This is a genomic window from Streptomyces sp. NPDC017202, from assembly GCF_044331705.1.
Classification (GTDB): Bacteria; Actinomycetota; Actinomycetes; order Streptomycetales; family Streptomycetaceae; genus Streptomyces.
The window spans coordinates 681,634-705,212 of record NZ_JBIRNP010000002.1 but is presented as its reverse complement, the minus strand read 5'-3'; the positions used below and the strand labels follow the sequence as shown (position 1 = coordinate 705,212).

The following is a 23,579-nucleotide window of genomic DNA, read 5'->3' as shown; positions in this document are numbered from 1 at the left end:
CTCGCGCCGCCACCCACAAAACAACCCCCCCCCCCGGCCGCGCCCCCCCCCCCCCCGCCCGCGGCCCCCGCCCCCCCCCCGCCCCCGCCCCGGCCCCCCCCCCCCCCCCCCCCCTCTCTTGTGCTCGACCCCCGGAGGGTCAGGCGTCCTTGCTCAGATTCGGACCCGCGCCGCCGGCCGCCTGCTCGATCGGCGGGACGTCCGGCAGGGCCGACTTCTCCTCACCCCGGAAGGTGAAGGTCTTGGCGTCGCCCTCGCCCTCGGTGTCCACGACCACGATGTGACCGGGGCGCAGCTCGCCGAAGAGGATCTTCTCCGAGAGCGTGTCCTCGATCTCGCGCTGGATGGTGCGGCGCAGCGGCCGCGCACCCAGCACCGGGTCGTACCCCTTCTTGGACAGCAGCTCCTTGGCGGACGGGGAGAGCTCGATGCCCATGTCCCGGTCCTTCAGGCGCTCGTCGACCTTGCCGACCATCAGGTCGACGATCTGGAGGATGTCCTCCTGGGTCAGCTGCGGGAAGACGACCACGTCGTCGACGCGGTTGAGGAACTCGGGCCGGAAGTGCTGCTTCAGCTCGTCCGAGACCTTGTTCTTCATGCGCTCGTAGTTGGACTTCGTGTCGCCCGCGGCGGCGAAGCCGAGGTTGAAGCCCTTGGAGATGTCCCGCGTGCCGAGGTTGGTCGTCATGATGATGACCGTGTTCTTGAAGTCCACGACCCGGCCCTGGGAGTCGGTCAGACGACCGTCCTCCAGGATCTGCAGCAGCGAGTTGAAGATGTCCGGGTGGGCCTTCTCCACCTCGTCGAAGAGGACGACGGAGAACGGCTTGCGGCGGACCTTCTCGGTCAGCTGGCCGCCCTCTTCGTAACCCACGTATCCGGGCGGGGAACCGAAGAGACGCGACACCGTGTGCTTCTCGCTGAACTCCGACATGTCGAGGGAGATCAGCGCGTCCTCGTCGCCGAAGAGGAACTCGGCGAGCGCCTTGGACAGCTCGGTCTTACCGACACCGGACGGGCCGGCGAAGATGAACGAGCCACCCGGACGCTTCGGGTCCTTGAGGCCCGCACGCGTACGGCGGATCGCCTTCGAGAGCGCCTTGACGGCGTCCTTCTGGCCGATGACCCGCTTGTGGAGCTCGTCCTCCATGCGCAGCAGACGCGAGGACTCCTCCTCGGTCAGCTTGAAGACCGGGATGCCGGTGGCGGTCGCGAGGACCTCGGCGATCAGCTCGCCGTCGACCTCGGCGACGACGTCCATGTCGCCGGCCTTCCACTCCTTCTCGCGCTTGGCCTTGGCGGCCAGGAGCTGCTTCTCCTTGTCGCGGAGGGAGGCGGCCTTCTCGAAGTCCTGCGAGTCGATCGCGGACTCCTTGTCGCGGCGGACGCCGGCGATCTTCTCGTCGAACTCGCGCAGGTCCGGCGGCGCGGTCATCCGGCGGATGCGCATCCGGGAACCGGCCTCGTCGATCAGGTCGATCGCCTTGTCCGGCAGGAAGCGGTCCGAGATGTACCGGTCGGCCAGGGTGGCGGCCTGGACCAGCGCCTCGTCGGTGATCGAGACGCGGTGGTGCGCCTCGTACCGGTCGCGCAGACCCTTGAGGATCTCGATGGTGTGCGGCAGCGACGGCTCCGCGACCTGGATGGGCTGGAAGCGGCGCTCGAGGGCCGCGTCCTTCTCCAGGTGCTTGCGGTACTCGTCCAGCGTGGTCGCACCGATGGTCTGGAGCTCACCGCGGGCCAGCATCGGCTTCAGGATCGAAGCGGCGTCGATGGCGCCTTCGGCGGCACCCGCACCGACCAGCGTGTGCAGCTCGTCGATGAACAGGATGATGTCGCCGCGGGTGCGGATCTCCTTGAGGACCTTCTTCAGGCGCTCCTCGAAGTCACCGCGGTAGCGGGAGCCGGCGACCAGCGCGCCGAGGTCCAGGGTGTAGAGGTGCTTGTCCTTGAGGGTCTCGGGCACCTCGCCCTTGACGATGGCCTGGGCGAGGCCCTCGACGACGGCGGTCTTGCCGACGCCGGGCTCACCGATCAGGACCGGGTTGTTCTTGGTGCGGCGGGACAGCACCTGCATGACCCGCTCGATCTCCTTCTCGCGCCCGATGACCGGGTCGAGCTTGGACTCGCGAGCGGCCTGGGTGAGGTTCCGGCCGAACTGGTCGAGGACCAGGGACGTCGAGGGCGTGCCCTCGGCAGGGCCGCCGGCGGTGGCGGTCTCCTTGCCCTGGTAGCCGGAGAGCAGCTGGATCACCTGCTGCCGCACCCGGTTGAGATCTGCACCCAGCTTGACCAGGACCTGGGCGGCGACGCCCTCGCCCTCACGGATCAGGCCGAGCAGGATGTGCTCCGTGCCGATGTAGTTGTGGCCCAGCTGAAGGGCCTCGCGGAGCGACAGCTCCAGGACCTTCTTGGCACGGGGGGTGAAGGGGATGTGCCCGGACGGGGCCTGCTGGCCCTGGCCGATGATCTCCTCCACCTGCTGGCGGACCGCCTCGAGCGAAATCCCGAGGCTCTCAAGGGCCTTGGCGGCGACACCCTCACCCTCGTGGATCAGGCCCAGGAGGATGTGCTCGGTGCCGATGTAGTTGTGGTTGAGCATCCGGGCTTCTTCCTGAGCCAGGACGACAACCCGCCGCGCGCGGTCGGTGAACCTCTCGAACATCGTTAATCGCTCCTCAGAGCGGTCAGGCAGTGAAGGGAACTTCCCCTCCCTGTCCTTCCGCAGCTTAGTCCCGCAAGCGGGGACCGCTCATTCCAACTGCCGACACCGTCGATGGCCTCCTGACCCCGAACGCCGACATCTGCTCCAACCCGATGGTGCGAGACGATGTTCCCGCAGGCCAGACAGTTACCCCAGTCGCCAGTACGCCGATGGCGAACGTGAGACTCCCTTTTCCTGCGTGTCGCCCCCTCCCACTAGGGATGTCTTACCCGCCGGGACCGACACTCCATGCCGTGGGCCCCTGTTCCCTCCGCTACGGGCGAACAACCTTGCGCGTCCCGGCACCCCCGCACGCCCCCATGTCGCCACTCTGCGCTCTTTTCCGAGGACCCAGCGTAACGCGGGAGGCTTCGGGACCGTTGGACTCGGCATGGTTGGCCCCGTCCCTCCGCCCGCACCCCCGACCGCACCTTCCACCGCCGCCGCGGACGCCTCCGCGGCGCCCTCTCCGGCGATCGCGGCCCCGGCCGTCGCTGCGGCATCCACGGCTCCCCTTTCCCGCAGGGCGCTCGATCCGGACCGTCCGGCCGAGAGCGTCCGCGGCTGGTACGAGAACGAACTGGGGTGGGCGACGGTGCCCGGAGAGCCGGTACACCTTCGGGCGGGCCTGCGTTTCGACGTCCTGGACGTGCCGGCCGAGGCGGGCCGCCCGGCACTGCGGCACCTGGCACCGGGTTCGCCGGTGGCCGTGCAGGGCGACCGGATGCGGCTGCTGGTGGCGGCGGGGAGCGCGGAGGAGCTGCCGGGAATCCTGCGGTGGCTGGAGTGGGACGCGTTGGTGCCGGATCTGACGGCGACCGGCGCGGGCGGGGCCTTCGAGGCGCCCCTGCCGCCGGGCGAAACGCGTCCCGGAACAGCGCTGCAGGGGGCCGCCGTGTGGCTGCGGCCCCCCGTCGGAGGGTGCGAGGTCGAGGCCTCGCTGCCGACGATGTCGGCCTTGGGGGGCGTTGGGGGCGCCCCCGACCTGGTGCGCTTGGTGGACACGCTGGCGACGCACTGTCACCGTGTCCGGCTGCGGCGCGCCTGCGCTCAGCCGTTGGCCTTCTCGTAGGCCTCGCGAATGGTCGCGGGAACACGGCCGCGGTCGTTGACCTCGTAGCCGTTCTCCTTCGCCCACGCGCGGATCTGAGCGGTGTCCTGGCTGCCACCGGCAGCGGCGCGCGTCTTTCCGCGTCCACCCGAGGCGCGGCCTCCGGTGCGCCGACCGCCCTTCACGTACGGGTCGAGAAGGCTGCGCAGCTTGTCCGCATTGGCAGTCGTGAGATCGATCTCGTACGTCTTGCCGTCCAGCGCGAACGTCACGGTCTCGTCGGCCTCGCCGCCGTCGAGGTCGTCGACAAGAAGGACCTGAACCTTCTGTGCCACCGGATTTCCTTTCATCGATAACGTGAGGGCCGGGGGTCTGCGGCGTTCCGCCGTTTCGCCGCCCCTTGATATATGAAGTACTGCAGTACATCGGAAAGCAAACCGCTTTTGCCGAGAAAACACAAACCCTCGGGAGAGACCGGCCGCCCGCCCCCCGCACGGAAACGTGCGCGTTTCGGACATAGGGAACCTGGGCAAGGCGACTCCGCGGGAATGGGGACCGGCGATCACAGATGCAGAAGCATCCGGCTGTTGCCCAAGGTGTTCGGTTTCACTCGTTCGAGACCGAGGAACTCCGCGACGCCCTCGTCATAGGAACGCAGTAGCTCCGCGTAGACGTCGGTGTCGACGGGCGTCTCGCCGATCTCCACGAAGCCGTGCTTGCCGAAGAAGTCCACTTCGAAGGTCAGACAGAAAACCCGGCGAACACCGAGCCGGCGTGCGGTCTGGAGCAACTTCTCCAACAACTGGTGACCGACGCCGGCGCCCTTCAGGCCGGGCTTCACCGCGAGCGTGCGGACTTCCGCGAGGTCTTCCCACATCACGTGCAGCGCGCCGCAGCCGACGACCTCGGCGTCGTCGTCGCGTTCGGCGACCCAGAACTCCTGGATGTCCTCGTAAAGGGTCACCGTCGCTTTGTCGAGCAGGATGCCGCCGCGGACGTACGCGTCAAGGAGACGACGCACTGCGGGGACATCGCTGGTCCGGGCCCGGCGGACGGTGATGGCTTTAGCGTTGACTTCAGGGCTCTGTGCTGACATGAGCGGACGCTATCGCCCGTCGGTCTCCGTCGGGGACCCGGGGTTCTCCCGCGCACTCCCGGCTTCCGGGCGTTCGGAAGTTTCGGGTCCCTGGACGATGCGTACCGCGTCGCTCAGGGCATGGCGCTGTTCGTCGCTCATCATGCCGAAGAAGGCGACGAGAGCTGCGGCGGGGTTGTCACTCTGCGACCAGGCCTCGTTCATCAGGGCGGCGGCGTAGGCGGCACGCGTGGAGACCGCCTCATATCGATAGGCCCGGCCTTCCGCCTCGCGGCGCACCCAGCCCTTCTGATGGAGATTGTCCAAAACGGTCATCACCGTGGTGTAGGCGATGGACCGTTCCTTCTGAAGGTCTTCCAGGACTTCCCGAACGGTGACCGGGCGGTTCCACTTCCACACCCGCGTCATGACCGCGTCTTCGAGTTCTCCCAAGGGGCGAGGCACAACTCAGAACAATAGTGGGAGAGCGCGTCAATCGCGTGCCGGACGTGCACTTTCTTTGACAAGAACGAACAAAAAGGGCGTACGGCACCCGGTGGGGGCCGTACGCCCGAGGGGCGCGCGGGAACGCGCGAGGGCCTGCGTGCGGTCAGGCCTCGGTGTTCGCGGAGGGCCGGCGCGTGCTCTCCGCGCGCGCGAGGGCGGCGTCCACGGCCGCGTCCTCCTTGGCCTTGTTGGTGCCGCCCTGGGTCTTCACGATCACCCTGATCAAGCCGATGAAGAAGACGGCCATGACGACGGGAGGAAGAAGCGCGGAGACATAGTCCATGGATCCAGGGTAGCCAGGGAGGAACGGGACATCGGGGCGGGGTGGCGCTACCGCGGATCGTGTCGGCGGTGCCCGGTCAGCCGACGGCGAGCCGCTCCCGAGGACCGGTGGACGGCGAGGTGGAGGACGGCGGGGCGGGCTTGCGCCGCGGGAAGACCTCGCCCGGCGTGGGGACGGGCCGGCGGGAGGGTTCCGGCTGCTGCGGCTTCACGGGGACGGGGCCGGGAGCGGGCGCGGCCGGTTTCTCGGCGGGTTTCCGCTCGGGCCGCGGCGTCGGCTCCTCGGCGGCGACCGCCAGGCGGTCGGGGACGGTCTCCTCCGCGGCCGCGCAACGGCCCCCGGGAAGGACCAGGAGGCGTGTACGGGACGCCGGCACCACGGGAGCGGCCGGTGCCGCCCGGCGGACCGCACGACGGGCCAGGCGGGCGCGTACGTCCTGCTCCGCGAGGGCCTGGCAGCGCTCCAGGAGGGCGGCCGCCTTCGGGTTCCCCCGCAGGGCGCGCAAAGCGGCGAGGTCGTCGACCTCGGGCCGGTGGCCGGCGCCGAGCACCTCTTCCAGGAGCGTGAGGTATCCGGCGGCGGTGCCGGGGAGGGCGGCGCGGTACCGGGCGAGGTCGGACACCAGGAAGGCCCGCAGCCGGGCGGCCTCGCAGACGGCCTCGTCGAGGGATGCGGCGAGGCGGTGGCAGTCCTGGACGTCCTCGGCCGAGGCGGGACCGGGGTGGAGGGCGAGGGCGAGGGCGCGGCGGAGCACACGCAGCTCCTCCGCACCGAACACCATGCCGCCGCGGGATCCGTAGGGCGTGGGCATGCGGCGACGATACGCGCTAATCAGACAAACTCGACATAAGGAGTGGGCGTGGCGTGCCCTGTTCCGCCGGGTCGGGCGCACGTCGCACCGGGTCGGAGGACGATTCCGCCGGGTCGGTCCGCCCCGGCCGGGGCGGGCGGCCGCTCCGGCCGGGACGCCCCGCCCTCACGTGCCCGCCCACCCGCCCACCCGCTCACATCCGCGAGACGTTCCGTTCGTACACCAGGCGCAGCCCGATCAGCGTCAGCCACGGCTCGTGCTCGTCGATCACCGAGGACTCGCCCAGCACCATCGGCGCCAGCCCGCCCGTGGCGATCACCGTCACGTCGTCGGGGTCCTCCGACAGTTCCCTGGCCATCCGGCCCACGACGCCGTCGACCTGGCCGGCGAAGCCGTAGACGATGCCGGACTGCATCGCCTCGACCGTGTTCTTGCCGATCACGCTGCGGGGCCGGGCGACCTCGATCTTGCGCAGCTGCGCGGCCTTGACGCCCAGGGCCTCGACGGAGATCTCGATGCCGGGCGCGATGACGCCGCCGACGTACTCCCCGCGCGCGCTGATCGCGTCGAACGTGGTCGCGGTGCCGAAGTCCACGACGATCGCCGGGCCGCCGAACAGCTCGTTGGCGGCGACCGCGTTGATGATGCGGTCGGCGCCGACCTCCTTGGGGTTGTCGAAGAGGATCGGCACACCCGTCTTCACACCGGGCTCGACGAGCACCGCGGGGACGTCGCCGTAGTAGCGGCGGGTCACCTCGCGCAGCTCGTGCAGGACGGACGGGACCGTGGCGCAGATGGCGATGCCGTCGATGCCGTCGCCCAGCTCCACCCCGAGGAGGGGGTGCATGCCCATCAGGCCCTGGAGGAGGACCGCCAGCTCGTCGGCCGTGCGGCGGGCGTCCGTCGAGATCCGCCAGTGCTCGACGATGTCCTCCCCGTCGAACAGGCCGAGCACGGTGTGCGTGTTCCCTACGTCGATCGTCAGCAGCATGGCCGGATCCCGCTCCTACTCCGCCGCTCGCAGGTCCAGGCCGATGTCCAGGATCGGCGAGGAATGGGTCAGGGCGCCCACGGCCAGGAAGTCGACACCGGTGTCGGCGTACGCCTTGGCGTTGTCCAGGGTGAGCCGGCCGGACGCCTCCAGCAGCGCGCGCCCGCCGACCACACCGACGGCCTCCGCGCACTCCTCGGGCGTGAAGTTGTCCAGCAGGATCAGGTCGGCGCCGGCCTCCACGACCTCGCGCAACTGGTGCAGGGTGTCGACCTCGACCTCGATCGGCACGTCCGGGAAGGCCTCCCGCACGGCCTGGAAGGCCTGGGCGACGCCGCCCGCGGCGACCACGTGGTTGTCCTTGACCAGTGCCGCGTCGGACAGCGACATGCGGTGGTTGACGCCGCCGCCGCAGCGCACGGCGAACTTCTCCAGCGACCGCAGGCCCGGCGTGGTCTTCCGGGTGTCGCGCACGCGTGCCCCGGTGCCCTCCAGGGCGTCCGCCCACGCGCGCGTGGCGGTCGCGATGCCGGAGAGGCGGCACATCAGGTTCAGCGCGCTGCGCTCGGCGGTGAGGAGGTCGCGCGTGCGCGTGGTGACCGACAGCAGCTTCTGTCCGGCCTCCACGCGGTCGCCGTCCTCGACGTGCCGCTCGACCTCGAACTCGTCCGTGCAGACGACCGAGAGGACGGCCTCGGCGACCCTGAGGCCCGCCACCACGCCCGCCTCGCGCGCGCTGAAGTCGGCGGTGGCCACCGCGTCCTCGGGGATGGTCGCGACCGTCGTCACGTCCACGCCGTGGGCCAGGTCCTCCTGGATGGCGACGTTGGCGATGTCCTCGACCTCGACCGGGTCGAGCCCGGCGTCGGCCAGGAGCTGGGCGAGTGCGGGATCCAGCCCGCACTCCAGGTACTCCTCGTCGGTGAGGTCGGCGTCCGTGCCACAGGCACAGCCGTCGCCGCAGCCGCCGCTCTGGACGAGGGGAAGGTCCTCGGGGGTGCTCACTTCTGTCACTGCTCCTGCTGCTGCCGGGTCGGGGGGAAGTCTGCGGTATCGGTGGTGTGCACGGCGAGCGTCCGGTCCGGATTCAGCCGTACGACGATGTGGCGGCGCCAGTCGGTGTCGTCGCGCTCGGCACGGTCCTCGCGCCAGTGGCAGCCGCGGGTCTCCTCGCGCAGCCGGGCGGCGGTGACCAGGACGCGCGCCACGCACAGGAGGTTGGTGGCCTCCCAGGTGTCGACGCCGGGCTCGGCGGTCTTGCCGTTCTCGTCGAGGGCGTCGCGGGCCTCCGCGTGCAGCCGCTGGAGCTGCTCGGCGGCCTTCTCCAGGGAGCCGGCGGAGCGCAGGACGCCCGCGCCCTCGGTCATGATCCGCTGGATGGCGAACCGGGCCTCGGGGGCGAGGAGGGGGTGCGCGGGCCTGTCGGGGTGCTCGACGGGTGCGGGCACGCGCGCGGGGAGGCCGTCCGCCGACCGGCTCGCCGCGATGTCGGCGGAGATGCGCTCGGCGTAGACGAGGCCCTCCAGGAGGGAGTTGGAGGCGAGCCGGTTCGCGCCGTGCACACCGGTGCAGGCGACCTCGCCGCAGGCGTAGAGGCCCGGCACGGTGGTCCGGCCGTGCGAGTCGGTGCGCACGCCGCCGGAGGCGTAGTGGGCGGCCGGGGCGACCGGGACGGGCTCGGTGACCGGGTCGATGCCGTGCGCCCGGCAGGCGGCGAGAATGGTCGGGAAGCGGTGTTCCCACATCTCGGCGCCGAAGTGGCGGGCGTCGAGGTACATGTGCTCGGCGTCCAGCTCCTGCATGCGGCGCATGATGCCCTTGGCGACGATGTCCCGGGGCGCCAGCTCGGCCAGCTCGTGCTGCCCGAGCATGAAGCGCGCGCCGTTGCCGTCGACCAGGTGGGCGCCCTCGCCGCGCACCGCCTCGGAGACGAGCGGCTGCTGGCCCTCCGCGTCCGGACCGAGGAACAGCACGGTCGGGTGGAACTGCACGAACTCCAGGTCGGAGACCTCCGCACCCGCGCGCAACGCCAGCGCGACGCCGTCGCCCGTCGACACGGACGGGTTGGTGGTCGCGGAGAAGACCTGCCCCATGCCGCCGGTGGCGAGGACCACCGCGGGCGCGTGCACGGCGCCCACGCCGTCGTGCTGGCCCTCCCCCATGACGTGCAGGGAGACGCCGGCGGTGCGGCCGTCGGCGTCCGTGAGGAGGTCCAGGACGAGCGCGTTCTCGATCGTGCGCAGCCCGCGCGCGCGGACCGCCTCGACGAGCGCGCGGGAGATCTCCGCGCCGGTCGCGTCACCGCCCGCGTGCGCGATGCGGCGGCGGTGGTGGCCTCCCTCGCGGGTCAGCTCCAGGCCGCCCCCCTCGGACTCGTCGAAGTGGGCGCCGGTCTCGATGAGCCGCCGTACGGCGTCGGGGCCCTCGGTGACGAGGAGGCGTACCGCGTCCTCGTCGCACAGGCCCGCGCCCGCCACCAGCGTGTCCTCGAGGTGCTGTTCGGGCGTGTCGCCCTCGCCGAGCGCGGCGGCTATGCCGCCCTGCGCCCAGCGGGTGGAACCGTCGTCCAGGCGGGCCTTGGTGACGACGACCGTCGTCAGTCCCGCGGCCTCGCAGCGCAGGGCGGCGGTGAGGCCGGCCACCCCGGAACCGACGACCACGACGTCCGCGGAGATGGACCACCCGGGCGCGGGCGCGTGCAGTCGTATGCCTGTGCTGGTCACGAGGCGGCTCCGAAGGTGAGGGGGAGGTTGTCGATCAGCCTGGTCGTGCCGACCCGGGCGGCGACCGCGAGGACCGCCTCGCCGGTGAAGTCGTCCTCGATGTCGCCGAAGTCGGACGGGTCGACGAGGGCGAGGTAGTCCAGCCGCAGCGGCGGGACCATGCGCGCTGCCTCGTCCAGGACCGTGCGGGCGGCGGCCCGGACGGCGGCCACGGAGCCGGGGGCGGCCTTGGCCACGGCGTGCGCGTCGGCGGCCGCGCGGGACTCGCCCAGGGCACTGAGCGCCTCCGCACGGGCGCGGGTGGCGCGCTCCTCACGCGCGCGTGCCCGCAGCGCCTCCTGCGCGGCGTGCCGGTCACGGCCCGCGAACAGGGCGCGGGACAGGGCGAGCGCGGTGCGCCGCTCGGCCGGTGACAGGTAGCGGTTGCGGCTGGAGAGGGCCAGGCCGTCGTCCTCGCGCACGGTCGGCACGGCGACGATGTCGACGCCGAAGTCGAGGTCGCGCACCATGCGCCGGATCAGGGCGAGCTGCTGGGCGTCCTTCTGCCCGTACAGGGCCACGTCGGGGCGCGTCAGGTGCAGCAGCTTGGCGACGACGGTGAGCATGCCGTCGAAGTGCCCGGGGCGTGCGGCGCCCTCCAGGCGCTCCCCCATCGGGCCGGCGCTGACGCGGACCTGGGGCTCGCCGCCGGGATAGACCTCGTCGACGGACGGGGCGAACACGACGTCGGCACCGGCCTCCTCGGCGATCTTGAGGTCGGCGTCCAGGGTGCGCGGGTAGCGGTCGAGGTCCTCGCCCGCGCCGAACTGGAGCGGGTTGACGAAGACCGTCACGACGACCTCGCCCCGCGGTCCGGCGATCTCGCGCGCGGTGCGCACGAGGGTGGCGTGGCCCTCGTGCAGGGCGCCCATCGTCATCACCACGGCGCGGCGGCCCGCACGCGTGCGTGCGTGCAGTTCACCCGCGGTGCGCAGCAGGGTCGTGGTCATCGAGCATCTCCCTCGGCGCCGTCGGTCCCCTTGGCGAGTACCCCGAGGAGGTCCTCGGCGAGTTCCGGCTTGAGCAGGCCGCTGGCGAGGGCCCGGTCGGCCGTCGCGCGGGCCATCGCCAGATAGCCGTCGACGCTCTGCGGGGCGTGCCTGCGCAGCTCCGAGACGTGGGCGGCGACCGTGCCCGCGTCGCCGCGCGCGACGGGGCCGGTGAGCGCCGCGTCGCCGGAGCGCAGCGCGTTGTCCAGGGCGGCGCCCAGCAGCGGGCCGAGCATCCGGTCGGGGGCCGCGACACCGGCCGCGCGCAGCAGCTCCAGCGACTGGGCGACCAGGGTGACGAGGTGGTTGGCGCCGAGGGCGAGGGCCGCGTGGTAGAGCGGCCGGTTCTCCTCGGCGATCCACTCCGGTTCGCCGCCCATCTCGATGACGAGGGCCTCGGCGGCCAGCCGCAGTTCGTCGGGCGCGGTGACGCCGAAGGAGCAGCCGGCCAGGCGCTGGACGTCCACCGCGGTACCGGTGAAGGTCATCGCCGGGTGCAGGGCCAGCGGCAGCGCGCCCGCGCGCAGGGCGGGGTCCAGGACGTGCGCGCCGTACCGGCCGGAGGTGTGCACGAGCAGTTGCCCCGGGCGGACGGCGCCGGTCTCGGCGAGGCCCTCGACGAGGCCGGGGAGGGCGTCGTCGGGGACGGTCAGCAGCACGAGGTCGGCGCGCCGCAGGACCTCGGCGGGGGCGACGAGGGGGACGTCCGGCAGCATCGTCGCGGCGCGCCGCCGGGAGGCGTCGGAGACGCCGGAGACGGCGACCGGCCGGTGCCCGGCGAGCTGGAGGGACGCGGCGAGGGCGGGGCCCACACGGCCGGCGCCGACGACACCGACGGTGAGCCGCGCGGGGCGGTCCCTGGGGTCTGGCTGTTGGACTGTACTCACGCGACGGCGGCCTTCCCGTTCCAGTCCGCTCTGGGTACCGGACGATTTCTCGTCATGTTAACGCGATCGGTTGCCGAGGACCCCGGTCGTCCACAGGCTGTGGGTAACCGCACTTTCCCTCCGGCACGGAAATCGGGTGCCCGTGCGGCCACGCGCGCGAAATGATCCACGGCATGAGCGATACGGCGGATCAGCCCCCGCGGGCGTACGGGCAGGAGCCGTCCGGCCCGGTGACGGAACCGGAGTCGGAGCCTGTGTCGGAACCGGGGTCGGAGGACGAGCGGCACAGGCGGCGCTGGGAACGGCGAAGGCGCGTGGCCCGCAGCGCGCGGCGGGTGCTCGCGCGCTCGGGCCTCCAGAACACGATCCGCCAGCGGCTCGCTCTCCTGGACGCGGCCGGGGAGGTGTACGACCTGGACGAATCCGTGGACGCGTACGGCGACGGCGTCGTCGCCGCCCTGGAGGCCGAGGTCGCCCGGCTGCTCGGCAAGGAGGCCGCCGTCTTCTTCCCGACGGGCACCATGGCGCAGCAGGTCGCCCTGCGGTGCTGGGCCGGACGCACCGGGAACCCGGCCGTGGCCCTGCACGGCAAGGCCCACCCGGAGGTGCACGAACGCGCCGCGTTCAGCCAGGTCAGTGGATTGCGCCCGGTCCGGCTGACCGACGAGCCCCGCCAGCCCACCGCCGAGGAGGTCCGCGACTGCGAGGAGCCCTTCGGGGCGCTGATGCTCGAACTGCCGCTCAGGGACGCCGGACACGTCCTGCCGTCCTGGCAGGAGCTGACCGAACTCGTCGAGGCGGCACGCGAGCGGGACGCGGTCGTGCACTTCGACGGCGCGCGCCTGTGGGAGTCGGCCGTCCACCTCGGCCGTCCGCTCGACGAGATCGCCGGGCTCGCCGACAGCGTCTACGTGTCGTTCTACAAGTCCCTCGACGGCTTCGGCGGCGCCGCGCTGGCCGGCCCGAGCACCCTGGTGGAGGAGGCGAGGACCTGGCGCCACCGCTACGGCGGCACGGTCTTCCAGCAGTTCCCCACCGCCCTGTCGGCACTGCTCGGCCTGGAGCGCGAACTGCCCCGCCTGCCCTCGTACGTGCGTCACGCGCGCGTGGTGGCCGCCGCACTGGCCGAGGGCTTCGCGGCGGCCGGGCTGCCGTGGTCGCGCGTGCACCCCGAGGTGCCGCACACCAACGAGTTCCAGGTGTGGCTGCCGTACGACGCCGACGTCGCCGCCGAGGCCGCGATCCGTACGGCCGAGGAGACCGGGACCCTGCTCTTCGCCCGCGCCTGGGACGCGCCCGTACCGGGGCTGGCCGTCACGGAGGTCGACGTGCGCGCCCCCGGTCTGGAGTGGAGCGCCGGGGACGTACGGACGGCGGTCGCCGACTTCACTGGCCGGCTGAGGGAGGAGGACGGCGCGGCGCGGGCGCGGGGGCGGGGGCGGCTGGACGGATAGGCGCCGGCGGACGTCGTCGGGGACGGCCGGGCGGGCCCCCGCGCCGCGCCGGTCGACGGCCACCGTCGACCGGTGACGGCGTTGTCGGTGGCGGGGTGCACCATGAGGGCATGAGCGTGAGCATCGACATCGCGGGGCTGCGGCCGGAGAGGGTCGCGATCGTGCCGTCCCCCCTCGCCGAGCTCGGCATGGCGCTGCACGCGCTGTCCGAGCCGGGGCACCATCCGGGCCTCCAGGGCTGGGTCACGAGTGTCACCGCGCGCCTGGACCCGCATCTCGCCGACCGGATGTGCGAGGCCGACTTCCTGTGGCGGTCGACGTTCTCGGACCTCTTCCTGCCGTACGCCGGCATCCCGGGCCGCAGCACGCTGCCGCGCGGGACGCTCGCCGAGGAGCTGGACCTCCTCGACAAGCTGACGGACGAGCAGTTCGTTGACGCCGCACTGGAGTTCACCTGCGTGATCGCCTGCGGCTCCCACGAACCGCTGGTGCTCGGGGACGAGCGCGTGCGGCGGCGGGCCCTGGAGGTGGCCGCCTCGCGCGGTCCCCGGCAGGTGCGGTTCACCCAGCGGCTGCTGGACGACCCGCCCAGCGTGCGCGCGTGGCTGCGGCGCTTCCTGGAGGACTGCGACGAGACGTTCTTCGCGGAGGTCTGGTCACGGCTGAGCCACCAGCTGACGGCGGACGCCCGGCACAAGACGGAACTGCTGCGGCACCGCGGACTGGCGGAGGCCCTGGCGGCGGTGTCCCCCGTCCTGAGCCTGGACGAGGCGGCCGGCCGGATCGAGGTCGACAAACTCGTCAAGGGCCGTACGGTCACCGCGGGCGGCGGGCTGCTCCTGGTGCCGACCAGCCTCGGCCGGCCCCACCTCAGCGTGCTGCACCGCAGCGGCTGGCAGCCCGTGCTGCACTACCCCGTCGGCTCCCCCGAGCCGGCCTCGCCACCGTCGGTCGAGCAGCTCGCCCTGCGGATGACGGCCCTGTCGCACCCCGTCCGGATGCGGATCTGCCGCCATCTGGCCCGCAGCGCGTACACCACGAGCGAGCTGGCCCAGGTGCACGGCATGACGGCGCCCGAGATATCGCGGCACCTGGCCGTCCTGAAGAAGGCGGGCCTGATCACCACCCGTCGGCGCGGCCGGTACGTGCTGCACCAGCTCGACGTGACGAGGGTGGCCCGGCTGGGCAGCGACTTCCTGGAGGGGGTCCTCAGGTAGGGCGGGCACCTCACCGTTCCTGGACGGCAGGGCGCCTCCTGGACGGCGGGGCGTCGGCGTCAGCCCGCGGAGCCGCCCGTGCCCGCCGGCGTCCTCGCCGCGCGGCTCCTCGCCCGGCGGCGTCGCAGGCCGTCGCCGAGTTCCCCCACGAGGATCGCGAGGACGGCGGTCGCGGCACACCCCAGGAGGTTCGGCTCCTGGCCCCCGACGCGGCCCAGGAGCCAGAAGGCCAGCGTCATGACGGCCCACCACGCGGTCCAGCGGGCAGGCGTGCTCCGTCGCGGAAGCGGTTTCACTCCGTCACCGTAGTCCGTCGGCCCTGTTCCCGGGAGGGGTGGCAGGGAGGCCTCCGCAGCCGGTCCTCAGTCGAACCGGATGTGCTGCAGGCCCACCCGCGCCTGGCGCAGTCGCGTGCGCAGCGCCCCGTCCGTGTTCGGCCGCAGTGTCAGCCCGGCCAGGACGGCGATGCGGTCGGCCGTCTTCGGCACGCTCGTGTGGTCCGTCCACAGGTGTTCGGCGAACTCCGGCTCGCGCAGCCGCTCCAGGCAGTGATCGAGCCGGCGGACGGCCCAGCTGTCCCCGCGCGCAGCCGCGTTCCTCCCGGCGAGGAACCGCAGAAGGCGCCCCGGCCCGCGCTCGCGCAGCCGCTTCAGTACGGTCTCCCGCTCGGCGAGGAGCGTGAAGTGGTGCACGTCGTGCCCCCGTTCACGCAGTCGGCCGACGGTCTCGGCGAAGTGGCGCGGGTCGGTGACCGTCATGGGGGCGATCACCACGCCGTCGTGCTCGCGGAGCGTCAGGTCGAGGACCTCGACGACACCCTGCCGCCAGGACACCAGGTCCTGGAAGTCGCCCCGCAGGTCCGGCGGCAGCATGCGGTGCAGCCCGAAGCCGACGAGTTCGGGGTCGCAGACGACGCTGCCCGGCAGCCGGCGCCGGATCTCGTGTGCGGTCTGTGTCTTGCCGCCCCCGAAGGGACCGTTGATCCACAGGAGCATGCGCCGACCCTAGGGCCTGGCGGGCGTGCGCGGGGCGCGTTCGGCGGTGATCCGTGCGCTGCGGGGGAGGCGTCGGACATGCCCCGCTCAGCCGTGGCCCCCCGCCCGCACCAGCCCCGTCTCGTACGCCAGGACCACCACCTGCACCCGGTCCCGCAGCCCGAGCTTCGTCAGGATGCGCCCCACGTGGGTCTTGACGGTCGCCTCGGACAGCACCAGCCGCGCCGCGATCTCCCCGTTGGACAGCCCCTGGGCGACGAGGATCATGACCTCGCGCTCCCGTTCGGTGAGCCGCTCCAGCTCCTTGTGCCGGGGCTCCTTGCCCGCGCTGGGCAGCATCGGCGCGAACCGGTCGAGGAGACGGCGGGTGGTGGAGGGCGCGACCACCGCGTCGCCGCTGTGCACGGAACGGATCGCGGCGAGCAGTTCGCCCGGCGGCACGTCCTTGAGCATGAAACCGGAGGCGCCCGCCTTCAGTCCGGAGAAGGCGTACTCGTCGAGGTCGAAGGTGGTCAGGATCAGCACCTTCGGCGGGTCCGGCTCCGCGCAGATGCGCCGGGTGGCCTCGACGCCGTCCAGCTTGGGCATGCGCACGTCCATCAGCACCACGTCGACAGGGGTGGAACGCACCACCTGGAGGGCCTCGACGCCGTCGCCCGCCTCCGCCACGACGTCCATGTCCGGCTGGGCGGCGAGCACCATCCGGAACCCGGTGCGCAGCAGCATCTGGTCGTCGACGAGCATCACGCGGATCGTCATCGGGTCCTCTTCCGTGGGTGGTGACAGGTGTCGGCACCGGGCGTGCGCCGGTGCCGGTGCGGCGTCAGTGCGCCGGTTTGAGCGGGAGCAGCGCGCTGATGCGGAATCCTCCGCCGGGGCGCGGACCGGCGTCCAGCGTGCCGCCGACCATGCCGACCCGCTCCCGCATCCCGATCAGGCCGTGGCCCCGGCCGTCGGCGCCGCCCTCCTCGTACAGCTCGTGCGGGGCACCCTTGCCGTCGTCCTCGACCAGCAGGCCGAGACCGTCGTCGAAGTAGACCAGGCGCACGCTGGCGCCCGCGTCCGGCCCCCCGTGCTTGCGCGTGTTGGTGAGCGCCTCCTGCACGATCCGGTACGCCGTCAGCTCGACGCCGCTGGGCAGGGGCCGCGGGGTGCCCTCGACCTTGAAGTCCACGGGCAGGCCGGAACCGCGGCACTGCTGGACGAGGTCCTCGATCTGCTCGACGTCCGGCTGCGGGACGTACTCGCCGCCCTCCTCGTGCTCGCCGGTGCGCAGGACGCCCAGCAGGCGGCGCATCTCGGCGAGGGCCTGCCGGCCGGTGGACGAGATCGTCTCCAGGGCCTTCTTGGCCTGGTCGGGCGCCGCGTCGAGGACGTAGGCGGCGCCGTCGGCCTGCACCACCATCACCGACACGTTGTGGGCGACGACGTCGTGCAGTTCGCGCGCTATCCGGGCGCGCTCGGCGGCGACGGCGACCTTCGCCTGCGCCTCGCGCTCCTTCTCCAGTCGCGCCGCGCGCTCCTCGAGCTGGGCGAAGTACGCGCGGCGGGTGCGCATGGAGTCGCCGAGCACCCAGGCCAGCGCGAACGGAACCGTCTGGAAGACGACTATGGCGATGTTGCCCGCCATGGTCGTCTGCTCGTTCGGCCAGCGCAGCTGTGCCAGGGTCGCGGCGACCAGGCCCATGCCCAGCGCGAGCCGCGACGCCCAGCGGGCACCCGTCGCGGCGACCGTGTAGACGATCACCAGCAGGGCGAAGTCGGCGGCCGTCGTGGCGACGTCCAGCACGAGCTGGGCGAGGCCGAGCGCGCCGGCCAGCAGCAGCATCCGCTCCGGGACGCGCCGCCGGAGCGCCACCACCAGGCCCAGCAGGAGCGCGATCGGCACGAGCAGCGCCAGGGAGTCCGTCCCCTGGTGGTTCTGGCCGGAGGCGGTTCCGGCCACCACAGAGATCCCGAACAGGACGAGGGCCCAGAAGCCGTCGACCAGGGTCGGGTGTCTGCGGAGGAAGTCGTAGAGGCGCTGCACGTAACCCAGAGTAGGGAAGCCGGATGCGTGCAGGGGTCAACCGGAGGGCCGATCCGGGCCCGGCGCGCGTACTCCGCAAGGTGGAGACCGTGATCACCTGTGCGCCTAGTCTGATCCGGTGGTGGAAACGATCCGGGGGTCGCGACGGTGACGGGCGCCGGCGGCTGGCGCGGCTGGCGGGCGGCGGCCGGGGACGCCCTGTACGGACCGCACGGCTTCTATCTGCGTCCCGAGGGCCCGGCCGGGCACTTCCGCACGTCCGTGCACGCCTCCCCGCTCTTCGCCCTGGCCGTGGCCCGGCTGCTGTGCCGGGTCGACGAGGCCCTGGGCCGGCCCGCGTCGCTCGACTTCGTCGACATGGCCGCCGGTCGCGGCGAACTGGTCACGGGCGTGCTCGACGCCCTGCCCGCCGACGTGGCCGCCCGCACGCGCGCGTACGGCGTCGAGGTCGCCGCCCGTCCGGCGGGCCTGGCCCCCCGGATCACCTGGCTGCCCGAGCCCCCGCCGCAGCTCACCGGCCTGCTGTTCGCCAACGAGTGGCTGGACAACGTGCCGGTGGACGTCGCCGAGGTCGACTCCGCGGGCGTGCCCCGGCTGGTCCTGGTCCGCGACGACGGCACCGAACGGCTCGGCGAGCCGGTGTCCGGGGCGGACGCGGAGTGGCTCGCGCGGTGGTGGCCGCTGCCGGGCCAGGAGGGGCTGCGGGCGGAGATCGGGCTGCCCCGGGACCGCGCCTGGGCCGCCGCCGTCTCCCGCGTGGCACGGGGGCTCGCGGTGGCCGTGGACTACGCGCACACGGCGCGGGCGCGGCCTCCGTTCGGCACCCTCACCGGCTTCCGGGAGGGCCGCGAGACGGCTCCGGTCCCGGACGGCACGTGCGACATCACGGCGCATGTGGCACTGGATGCGTGTGCGCAGGCGTGCACCCCGGCGCACACGCCCGAGCGCCCGCTCGTGCTCCGCCAACGCGCCGCCCTGCGCGCCCTCGGGGTGACGGGCGACCGCCCGCCGCTCACGCTCGCCTCGACGGACCCCGCCGCGTACGTGCGGGCCCTGGCCGGCGCCGGGGAGGCGGCCGAACTGACCGCGCCGGGCGGGCTCGGGGACTTCGGATGGCTCCTCCGGCCGGTGGGCGTCCCCCACCCGCTCGGTCCGCTCCCCCCGGCCCCCGGGTGAGTCGCGCGGCCTACTTGTCGATGTCCCCGACGACGAAGAACAGCGACCCCAGGATCGCCACCATGTCCGCGACCAGCGTGCCCGGCAGCAGCTCGGTGAGCGCCTGGATGTTGTTGTAGGAGGCCGACCGCAGCTTCAGCCGGTACGGCGTCTTCTCGCCCTTGCTGACGAGGTAGTAGCCGTTGATGCCGAGGGGGTTCTCGGTCCACGCGTACGTGTGCCCCTCGGGCGCCTTGAGGACCTTCGGGAGCCGCTGGTTGATCGGGCCGGGCGGCAGGTCCCCGAGGCGGTCCAGGCAGGTGTCCGCGAGGTCGAGCGCGTTGTGCGTCTGCTCCAGGAGGCACTCGAAGCGGGCGAGGCAGTCGCCCTCGGTCCGGCCCACCACCTTCAGGGTGTCCTGGAGGTCGCCGTAGGCGAGGTAGGGCTCGTCGCGGCGCAGGTCGAAGTCGACGCCGGACGCCCGCGCGATCGGCCCGCTCACGCCGTACGCGTGCACGGCCGCCGGGGTCAGGACGCCCACCCCGCGCGTGCGGCCCCGGAAGATCTCGTTGCCGAGCACGAGGTCGTCGTAGACGTCCATGCGCGAACGCACGGCGGCGACGGCACCGCGCGCGCGGGACGCCCAGCCGGCCGGAAGGTCCTCCTTGAGGCCGCCGACGCGGTTGAACATGTAGTGCATGCGCCCGCCGGACACCTCCTCCATGACGTTCTGGAGCACCTCGCGCTCGCGGAAGGCGTAGAAGACCGGCGTGATCCCGCCCAGCTCCAGCGGGTACGAGCCCAGGAACATCAGGTGGTTGAGCACCCGGTTCAGCTCCGCGAGCAGGGTCCGCGTCCACACCGCGCGCGGGGGCACCTCCATGCCGAGCATCCGCTCCACGGCGAGGACCACGCCCAGCTCGTTCGAGAACGCCGACAGCCAGTCGTGGCGGTTGGCCAGCATGATGATCTGGCGGTAGTCGCGGGCCTCGAACAGCTTCTCCGCGCCGCGGTGCATGTAGCCGATCACCGGCTCGGCCTGCTGGATGCGCTCGCCGTCCAGCACCAGCCTCAGCCGCAGCACGCCGTGCGTGGAGGGGTGCTGGGGGCCGATGTTGAGCACCATGTCGGTGCTCTCCGCGGCACCGCCGATCCCGACCGTGGTCTCCGTCGTAGGAGTCATGGACCCAGTCTCCCCTACGTACGCTGGCCGCATGGAGACGGGGAGCACGACGGACGCCGGGACGACGGAGGCGGAGCCGCGGTGGACCGGGCTGCCGCCGGGCCTGCTGCGCATGCGGAGGCTGCTGCTGGTGGTGTGGCTGGGGCCGGCCACCGTGGCCGCCGGAGTGCTGCTCGGCCTGTTCGCCGGCCCCGCGTGGGCCGCGTTCGCCCTGCTGCCCCTGGCGGGGACCGTCTGGGGCTGGGCCGGACTCGCCCGCAACTGGCGCTCCTGGCGGTACGCCGAGCGGGCGGACGACCTGCTGATCAGCCGGGGGGTGCTCTGGCGCGAGGAGACGGTCGTTCCGTACGGGCGGATGCAGCTCGTGGAGGTGACCTCCGGTCCCGTCGAGCGGCACTTCGGGCTGGCCAGCGTGCAGTTGCACACGGCGGCAGCGGCGACCGACGCGACGATCCCGGGGCTGGACCCGGCCGAGGCCGAACGGCTGCGGGACCGGCTGACCGCGCTGGGCGAGGCCCGATCGGCGGGGCTGTGACGGCGCCGGGCGTCGAGGAGGACGTACGGCCGGAGCGGGTCGTCGTCGAGCGGCGGCTGCATCCCGTGACGCCGTTCCGGCGGGCGTGGGCGCCCGTCGCCGTGGTCGTCGGGTGGGCGGCGCACGATCCGAACCAGGCGCAGGAGCAGCTGACCCGGCTGACCACGACGACCCTGGTCATCGCGCTCGCGGTGGTCGTGCCGGCGGCCTCGCTCTACGGTTTCCTGTCCTGGTGGTTCACGCGCTTCTCGGTGACGGACAGCGAACTGCGCATCCGCACCGGTCTGTTGTTCCGGCGCACCGCGCACATCCGGCTCGAACGCCTCCAGGCGGTCGACGTCACCCAGCCGCTGCTCGCGCGGATCGCGGGCGTCGCGAAGCTCCGGCTCGACGTCGTCGGCGCCGACAAGAAGGACGAACTGGCCTTCCTGGGCGAGTCGGAGGCGCGTGCCCTGCGCGCGGAGCTGCTCGCGCGCGCGGCGGGCTTCGCGCCCGAGACGGCGCACGAGGTGGGTGAGGCGCCCGCGCGCGAACTGCTGCGGGTGCCGCCGCGCGAACTGGCGGTCGCGCTGATGCTGACCGGCGCCACCTGGGGCGCGCTCGCCGCCGCGCTCGTCGTGCCCCCGGTCCTGTGGCTGGTCACCCACAGCGTGTGGACGGTCCTCGCCACCGGTGTGCCGCTGCTGGGCGCGGCGGGCGCGCGCAGCGCCGGGCGGTTCGCCGGCGAGTACGACTGGACGGTCGGCGAGTCGCCGGACGGGCTGCGGATCGACCACGGCCTCCTCGACCGCACGCACGAGACGGTGCCGCCCGGCCGCGTGCAGACGGTGCGCGTCGTCGAACCGCTGCTGTGGCGGCGGCGCGACTGGGTGCGGGTGGAGCTGGACGTGGCCGGTTCGGCCAACTCCGTGCTGGTGCCCGTCGCCCCGCGCGCGGCGGCCGAGGCCGTCATCGCGCGCGTGCTGCCCGGCGCGCGGGTGCCCGCGTCGGCCACCCTGTCCCGGCCGCCGCGGCGGGCCGGCCGGTGCGTCCCGCTGTGGTGGCGGGGCTACGGCATCACGGTCGCGGACACGGTGTTCGTCGCCCGGCACGGGCTGCTGCGCCGCAGCGTGGCGCTCGTGCCGCACGCCAAGGTGCAGAGCGTGCGGCTGTCCCAGGGGCCCTGGAAGCGGCTGTGGCGGCTCGCCGACGTCCATGTGGACACGGGAGCGAACAAGACGGTGACGGCGCGGCTGCGGGACGCGCAGGAGGCCGCGGAGCTGCTGCGCGGCCAGGCGGACCGGTCCCGGACCGGGCGCCGCGACGCGCGGTCCGAGCGGTGGATGGCGTGACCGCCGGACACGCCGCGGCCCGCCGCGCCCGAGTGGGCGTGACGGGCCGGAGGGCGTGACGGGCCGGACCGAACCGGGCCTTCGGACCGTCGGCCTGTCGGGCCTTCAGAGCGTCAGCCGTCGGGCCGCGCCCCGAGGATCGCCGGGCGTTCAGGAGGCGGCGCTGCGCAGTCCCTGGACGTCGATCTGCTCGGTCTCGTCGTGCTCGGTGAGGTCGATGACCTGGCCGACGGCGCGCGCGTGCTCGTCGGCCGGCTTGAACTCCGCCTCCGCCTCGGCCTTGTGCAGTGCGAGCGCCTCCTGGCCGACGACGTCGGCGAGGTCCTCGTTCTGCACGGCCTCCAGCGCGGCGGACGCCGGCTCCTTCTGCGTACCGAAGAAGTCGAAACCGCCCTCGGCCGTGGGACGCCGTGCCGGCTCCGCGGCCGGTACGACGGCGACGGCGGTCGGCACCGTGAAGTGGCCGGAGGGACGCTGCGCGGGGGCGGCGGGGCGCGGGACGAGCGCGCCGGTGCCGGCGGAGGGGGCCCTCACGGGGGCGGCTTCCGGGGCTTCGGCCGCCTCGGTCGCCTCCGTCGCCCCGGTGGGCGGGACGTCCTCGGTCCTGGTCCGCGCGGCGGGCTCCTGCGCGGTGGGCTCCTGCGGGGCGGTCTCCCGCGAGGTGGCCTCCCGCGGGGTGGCCTCCGTCCCCCGCGGAGTGCCGTTCGCCTCGGCGGTCGGGTGGGCGGCGGTCGCGCGCGCGTGCTCGTCGACCGCCTCGGGCTTCCCCTCGACCTCGTCCTCCCGCGCGGCCTCCGCGTCGCCGCCGGACTCGGCGGAGGCGGTGGCCCGGACGGGCTCGGCACCGGCGGGCTCGTCGCCGGCCGCCGCGCTCTTCACCGGCTCCGGTCCGTCGGCGCCGAAGCGGTCCAACGCCGCCTGTGCCCGCAGGAACAGCTGGGACCCGGACGGGGAGAAGACCGCGGGGTTCCGCGGCTCGTCCTCGACGGAGTCGGCGTCCGTGCTCGCGGTCCCGGCCGCCTCGGACTCCGTGGCCTCCACGGCCTCCGTGGCGTCGTCGCCCTCGGCCGCCTCGCGCGTCTCGACGGCGTCCTCGCGCGTCTCCGCGGTGTCGTCCTGCGCGGCCCGCGCGGGCGGCAGCGCCAGCGACGGGACGGAGCCCTCTATCTCGAGCAGGCGGCGGCCCTCCAGGGCGCTCGCCCGCTCGGTCTCCGCGGTGGCGTAACGGCGCAGCAGGGACGCGTGCTCGTTGCGCAGACCGGCCAGTTCGGCGCGCTTGGCCCGCAGCCGCTGCTCCAGCTTGACGCGCAGCTCGCGCGACTCCTCGAGGTCGCTCTCCAGTTCGGCGACCCGCTCCTCGTGGCGCCACTCGTCGCCGGCACGCGCGCGCGTGAGGTCGGCCACCTGCTTGCCGGCCTGGATGTCCCAGCGGCGCATGACGAACGCGCTCGCGACCGCCGTCGCCGCCGCGGCGGCGGCCAGACCTCGGAGCACCAGTGGCTCCGTGAACACCCAGGGACCCAGGGCGCAGACGAGGGAGACGCCTGCGATCGCCGAAGGAGGCAGCAGCCGGTGCAAAGGTGGGGAATGGCGGTGACGTCCACGTGGCATGGCCAGAAA

At 73.2% G+C, this 23,579-nt stretch carries 23 protein-coding genes; 6 read left to right on the top strand and 17 right to left on the bottom strand.

Annotation, left to right across the window (positions count from 1 at the left end):
- Window positions 1-139: 139 nt before the first annotated feature.
- Entirely contained in the window at window positions 140-2,665 is a 2,526-nt protein-coding gene (locus ACH4N1_RS07440) for an ATP-dependent Clp protease ATP-binding subunit (protein WP_398095171.1), read from the bottom strand.
- A 430-nt stretch (window positions 2,666-3,095) separates the two neighbouring features.
- On the opposite strand from ACH4N1_RS07440, the gene ACH4N1_RS07435 reads away from it, so the two are divergent.
- On the top strand, window positions 3,096-3,776 hold the full coding sequence (locus ACH4N1_RS07435) for an SCO3374 family protein (protein WP_398095170.1): 681 nt from the start codon (window positions 3,096-3,098) through the stop codon (window positions 3,774-3,776).
- On the opposite strand, the gene ACH4N1_RS07430 is transcribed toward ACH4N1_RS07435, so the two are convergent.
- From ACH4N1_RS07430 to ACH4N1_RS07385, 10 genes are all read right to left on the bottom strand, one after another.
- Window positions 3,755-4,090, bottom strand: a complete 336-nt coding sequence (locus ACH4N1_RS07430) for an Lsr2 family protein (protein WP_366058568.1) — start codon at window positions 4,088-4,090, stop codon at window positions 3,755-3,757. The genes ACH4N1_RS07435 and ACH4N1_RS07430 overlap by 22 nt on opposite strands.
- A 227-nt stretch (window positions 4,091-4,317) precedes the next feature.
- Window positions 4,318-4,851, bottom strand: a complete 534-nt coding sequence (locus tag ACH4N1_RS07425; protein WP_398095169.1) for an amino-acid N-acetyltransferase — start codon at window positions 4,849-4,851, stop codon at window positions 4,318-4,320.
- A 9-nt stretch (window positions 4,852-4,860) separates the two neighbouring features.
- Window positions 4,861-5,259, bottom strand: a complete 399-nt coding sequence (locus ACH4N1_RS07420; protein WP_398095167.1) for a BlaI/MecI/CopY family transcriptional regulator — start codon at window positions 5,257-5,259, stop codon at window positions 4,861-4,863.
- Window positions 5,260-5,440: 181 nt separating this feature from the next.
- The gene (locus ACH4N1_RS07415) at window positions 5,441-5,620 is read right to left on the bottom strand and encodes a hypothetical protein (protein WP_398095166.1); all 180 of its coding nucleotides are present in this window, start codon (window positions 5,618-5,620) and stop codon (window positions 5,441-5,443) included.
- A 76-nt stretch (window positions 5,621-5,696) separates the two neighbouring features.
- The gene (locus ACH4N1_RS07410) at window positions 5,697-6,401 is read right to left on the bottom strand and encodes a hypothetical protein (protein ID WP_398095275.1); all 705 of its coding nucleotides are present in this window, start codon (window positions 6,399-6,401) and stop codon (window positions 5,697-5,699) included.
- Window positions 6,402-6,624: 223 nt separating this feature from the next.
- The gene (locus ACH4N1_RS07405) at window positions 6,625-7,422 is read right to left on the bottom strand and encodes a type III pantothenate kinase (RefSeq protein ID WP_366058564.1); all 798 of its coding nucleotides are present in this window, start codon (window positions 7,420-7,422) and stop codon (window positions 6,625-6,627) included.
- A 15-nt stretch (window positions 7,423-7,437) separates the two neighbouring features.
- The gene (gene nadC / locus ACH4N1_RS07400) at window positions 7,438-8,427 is read right to left on the bottom strand and encodes a carboxylating nicotinate-nucleotide diphosphorylase (RefSeq protein ID WP_398095164.1); all 990 of its coding nucleotides are present in this window, start codon (window positions 8,425-8,427) and stop codon (window positions 7,438-7,440) included.
- Window positions 8,428-8,432: 5 nt separating this feature from the next.
- The gene (locus ACH4N1_RS07395) at window positions 8,433-10,145 is read right to left on the bottom strand and encodes an L-aspartate oxidase (protein ID WP_398095162.1); all 1,713 of its coding nucleotides are present in this window, start codon (window positions 10,143-10,145) and stop codon (window positions 8,433-8,435) included.
- The gene (gene panC, locus ACH4N1_RS07390) at window positions 10,142-11,134 is read right to left on the bottom strand and encodes a pantoate--beta-alanine ligase (protein ID WP_398095161.1); all 993 of its coding nucleotides are present in this window, start codon (window positions 11,132-11,134) and stop codon (window positions 10,142-10,144) included. The genes ACH4N1_RS07395 and panC overlap by 4 nt, the downstream gene beginning before the upstream one ends.
- The gene (locus tag ACH4N1_RS07385; protein WP_398095159.1) at window positions 11,131-12,060 is read right to left on the bottom strand and encodes a Rossmann-like and DUF2520 domain-containing protein; all 930 of its coding nucleotides are present in this window, start codon (window positions 12,058-12,060) and stop codon (window positions 11,131-11,133) included. The genes panC and ACH4N1_RS07385 overlap by 4 nt, the downstream gene beginning before the upstream one ends.
- Window positions 12,061-12,221: 161 nt before the next feature.
- Between ACH4N1_RS07385 and ACH4N1_RS07380 the strand changes: the two genes are divergently transcribed.
- Both ACH4N1_RS07380 and ACH4N1_RS07375 read left to right on the top strand, forming a co-directional pair.
- Window positions 12,222-13,514, top strand: a complete 1,293-nt coding sequence (locus ACH4N1_RS07380) for a threonine aldolase family protein (protein WP_398095158.1) — start codon at window positions 12,222-12,224, stop codon at window positions 13,512-13,514.
- A 110-nt stretch (window positions 13,515-13,624) separates the two neighbouring features.
- Window positions 13,625-14,731: a DUF5937 family protein gene (locus ACH4N1_RS07375; protein WP_398095156.1), complete on the top strand. Its 1,107-nt coding sequence runs from the start codon at window positions 13,625-13,627 to the stop codon at window positions 14,729-14,731.
- Between the two features lie 59 nt (window positions 14,732-14,790).
- On the opposite strand, the gene ACH4N1_RS07370 is transcribed toward ACH4N1_RS07375, so the two are convergent.
- The 4 genes from ACH4N1_RS07370 to ACH4N1_RS07355 form a co-directional block, all read right to left on the bottom strand.
- A complete protein-coding gene (locus ACH4N1_RS07370) occupies window positions 14,791-14,970 on the bottom strand; it encodes a hypothetical protein (protein ID WP_398095155.1) in 180 nt (59 codons plus the stop codon).
- A gap of 123 nt (window positions 14,971-15,093) precedes the next feature.
- Complete coding sequence (locus ACH4N1_RS07365) at window positions 15,094-15,726, bottom strand: AAA family ATPase (protein ID WP_398095154.1); 633 nt, start codon at window positions 15,724-15,726, stop codon at window positions 15,094-15,096.
- Between the two features lie 87 nt (window positions 15,727-15,813).
- Window positions 15,814-16,485 (bottom strand): response regulator, encoded by a 672-nt coding sequence (locus ACH4N1_RS07360; protein WP_398095153.1) that lies wholly within the window; start codon window positions 16,483-16,485, stop codon window positions 15,814-15,816.
- 64 nt (window positions 16,486-16,549) lie between these two features.
- The gene (locus ACH4N1_RS07355; RefSeq protein ID WP_398095152.1) at window positions 16,550-17,755 is read right to left on the bottom strand and encodes a sensor histidine kinase; all 1,206 of its coding nucleotides are present in this window, start codon (window positions 17,753-17,755) and stop codon (window positions 16,550-16,552) included.
- Window positions 17,756-17,902: 147 nt separating this feature from the next.
- Here ACH4N1_RS07355 and ACH4N1_RS07350 point away from each other — a divergent pair, with 147 nt between their 5' ends.
- Window positions 17,903-18,931: an SAM-dependent methyltransferase gene (locus ACH4N1_RS07350; protein ID WP_398095151.1), complete on the top strand. Its 1,029-nt coding sequence runs from the start codon at window positions 17,903-17,905 to the stop codon at window positions 18,929-18,931.
- Between the two features lie 10 nt (window positions 18,932-18,941).
- Here ACH4N1_RS07350 and ACH4N1_RS07345 read toward each other — a convergent pair whose 3' ends face one another.
- Window positions 18,942-20,093 (bottom strand): NADH-quinone oxidoreductase subunit D, encoded by a 1,152-nt coding sequence (locus tag ACH4N1_RS07345; RefSeq protein ID WP_398095150.1) that lies wholly within the window; start codon window positions 20,091-20,093, stop codon window positions 18,942-18,944.
- A 31-nt stretch (window positions 20,094-20,124) separates the two neighbouring features.
- On the opposite strand from ACH4N1_RS07345, the gene ACH4N1_RS07340 reads away from it, so the two are divergent.
- Together ACH4N1_RS07340 and ACH4N1_RS07335 are read left to right on the top strand one after the other, a co-directional pair.
- A complete protein-coding gene (locus ACH4N1_RS07340) occupies window positions 20,125-20,628 on the top strand; it encodes a PH domain-containing protein (protein ID WP_398095149.1) in 504 nt (167 codons plus the stop codon).
- On the top strand, window positions 20,625-21,959 hold the full coding sequence (locus ACH4N1_RS07335; protein WP_398095147.1) for a PH domain-containing protein: 1,335 nt from the start codon (window positions 20,625-20,627) through the stop codon (window positions 21,957-21,959). Before ACH4N1_RS07340 ends, ACH4N1_RS07335 begins: the two co-directional genes overlap by 4 nt.
- Before the next feature lie 150 nt (window positions 21,960-22,109).
- On the opposite strand, the gene ACH4N1_RS07330 is transcribed toward ACH4N1_RS07335, so the two are convergent.
- On the bottom strand, window positions 22,110-23,570 hold the full coding sequence (locus ACH4N1_RS07330) for a hypothetical protein (RefSeq protein ID WP_398095146.1): 1,461 nt from the start codon (window positions 23,568-23,570) through the stop codon (window positions 22,110-22,112).
- Window positions 23,571-23,579 lie beyond the last annotated feature (9 nt).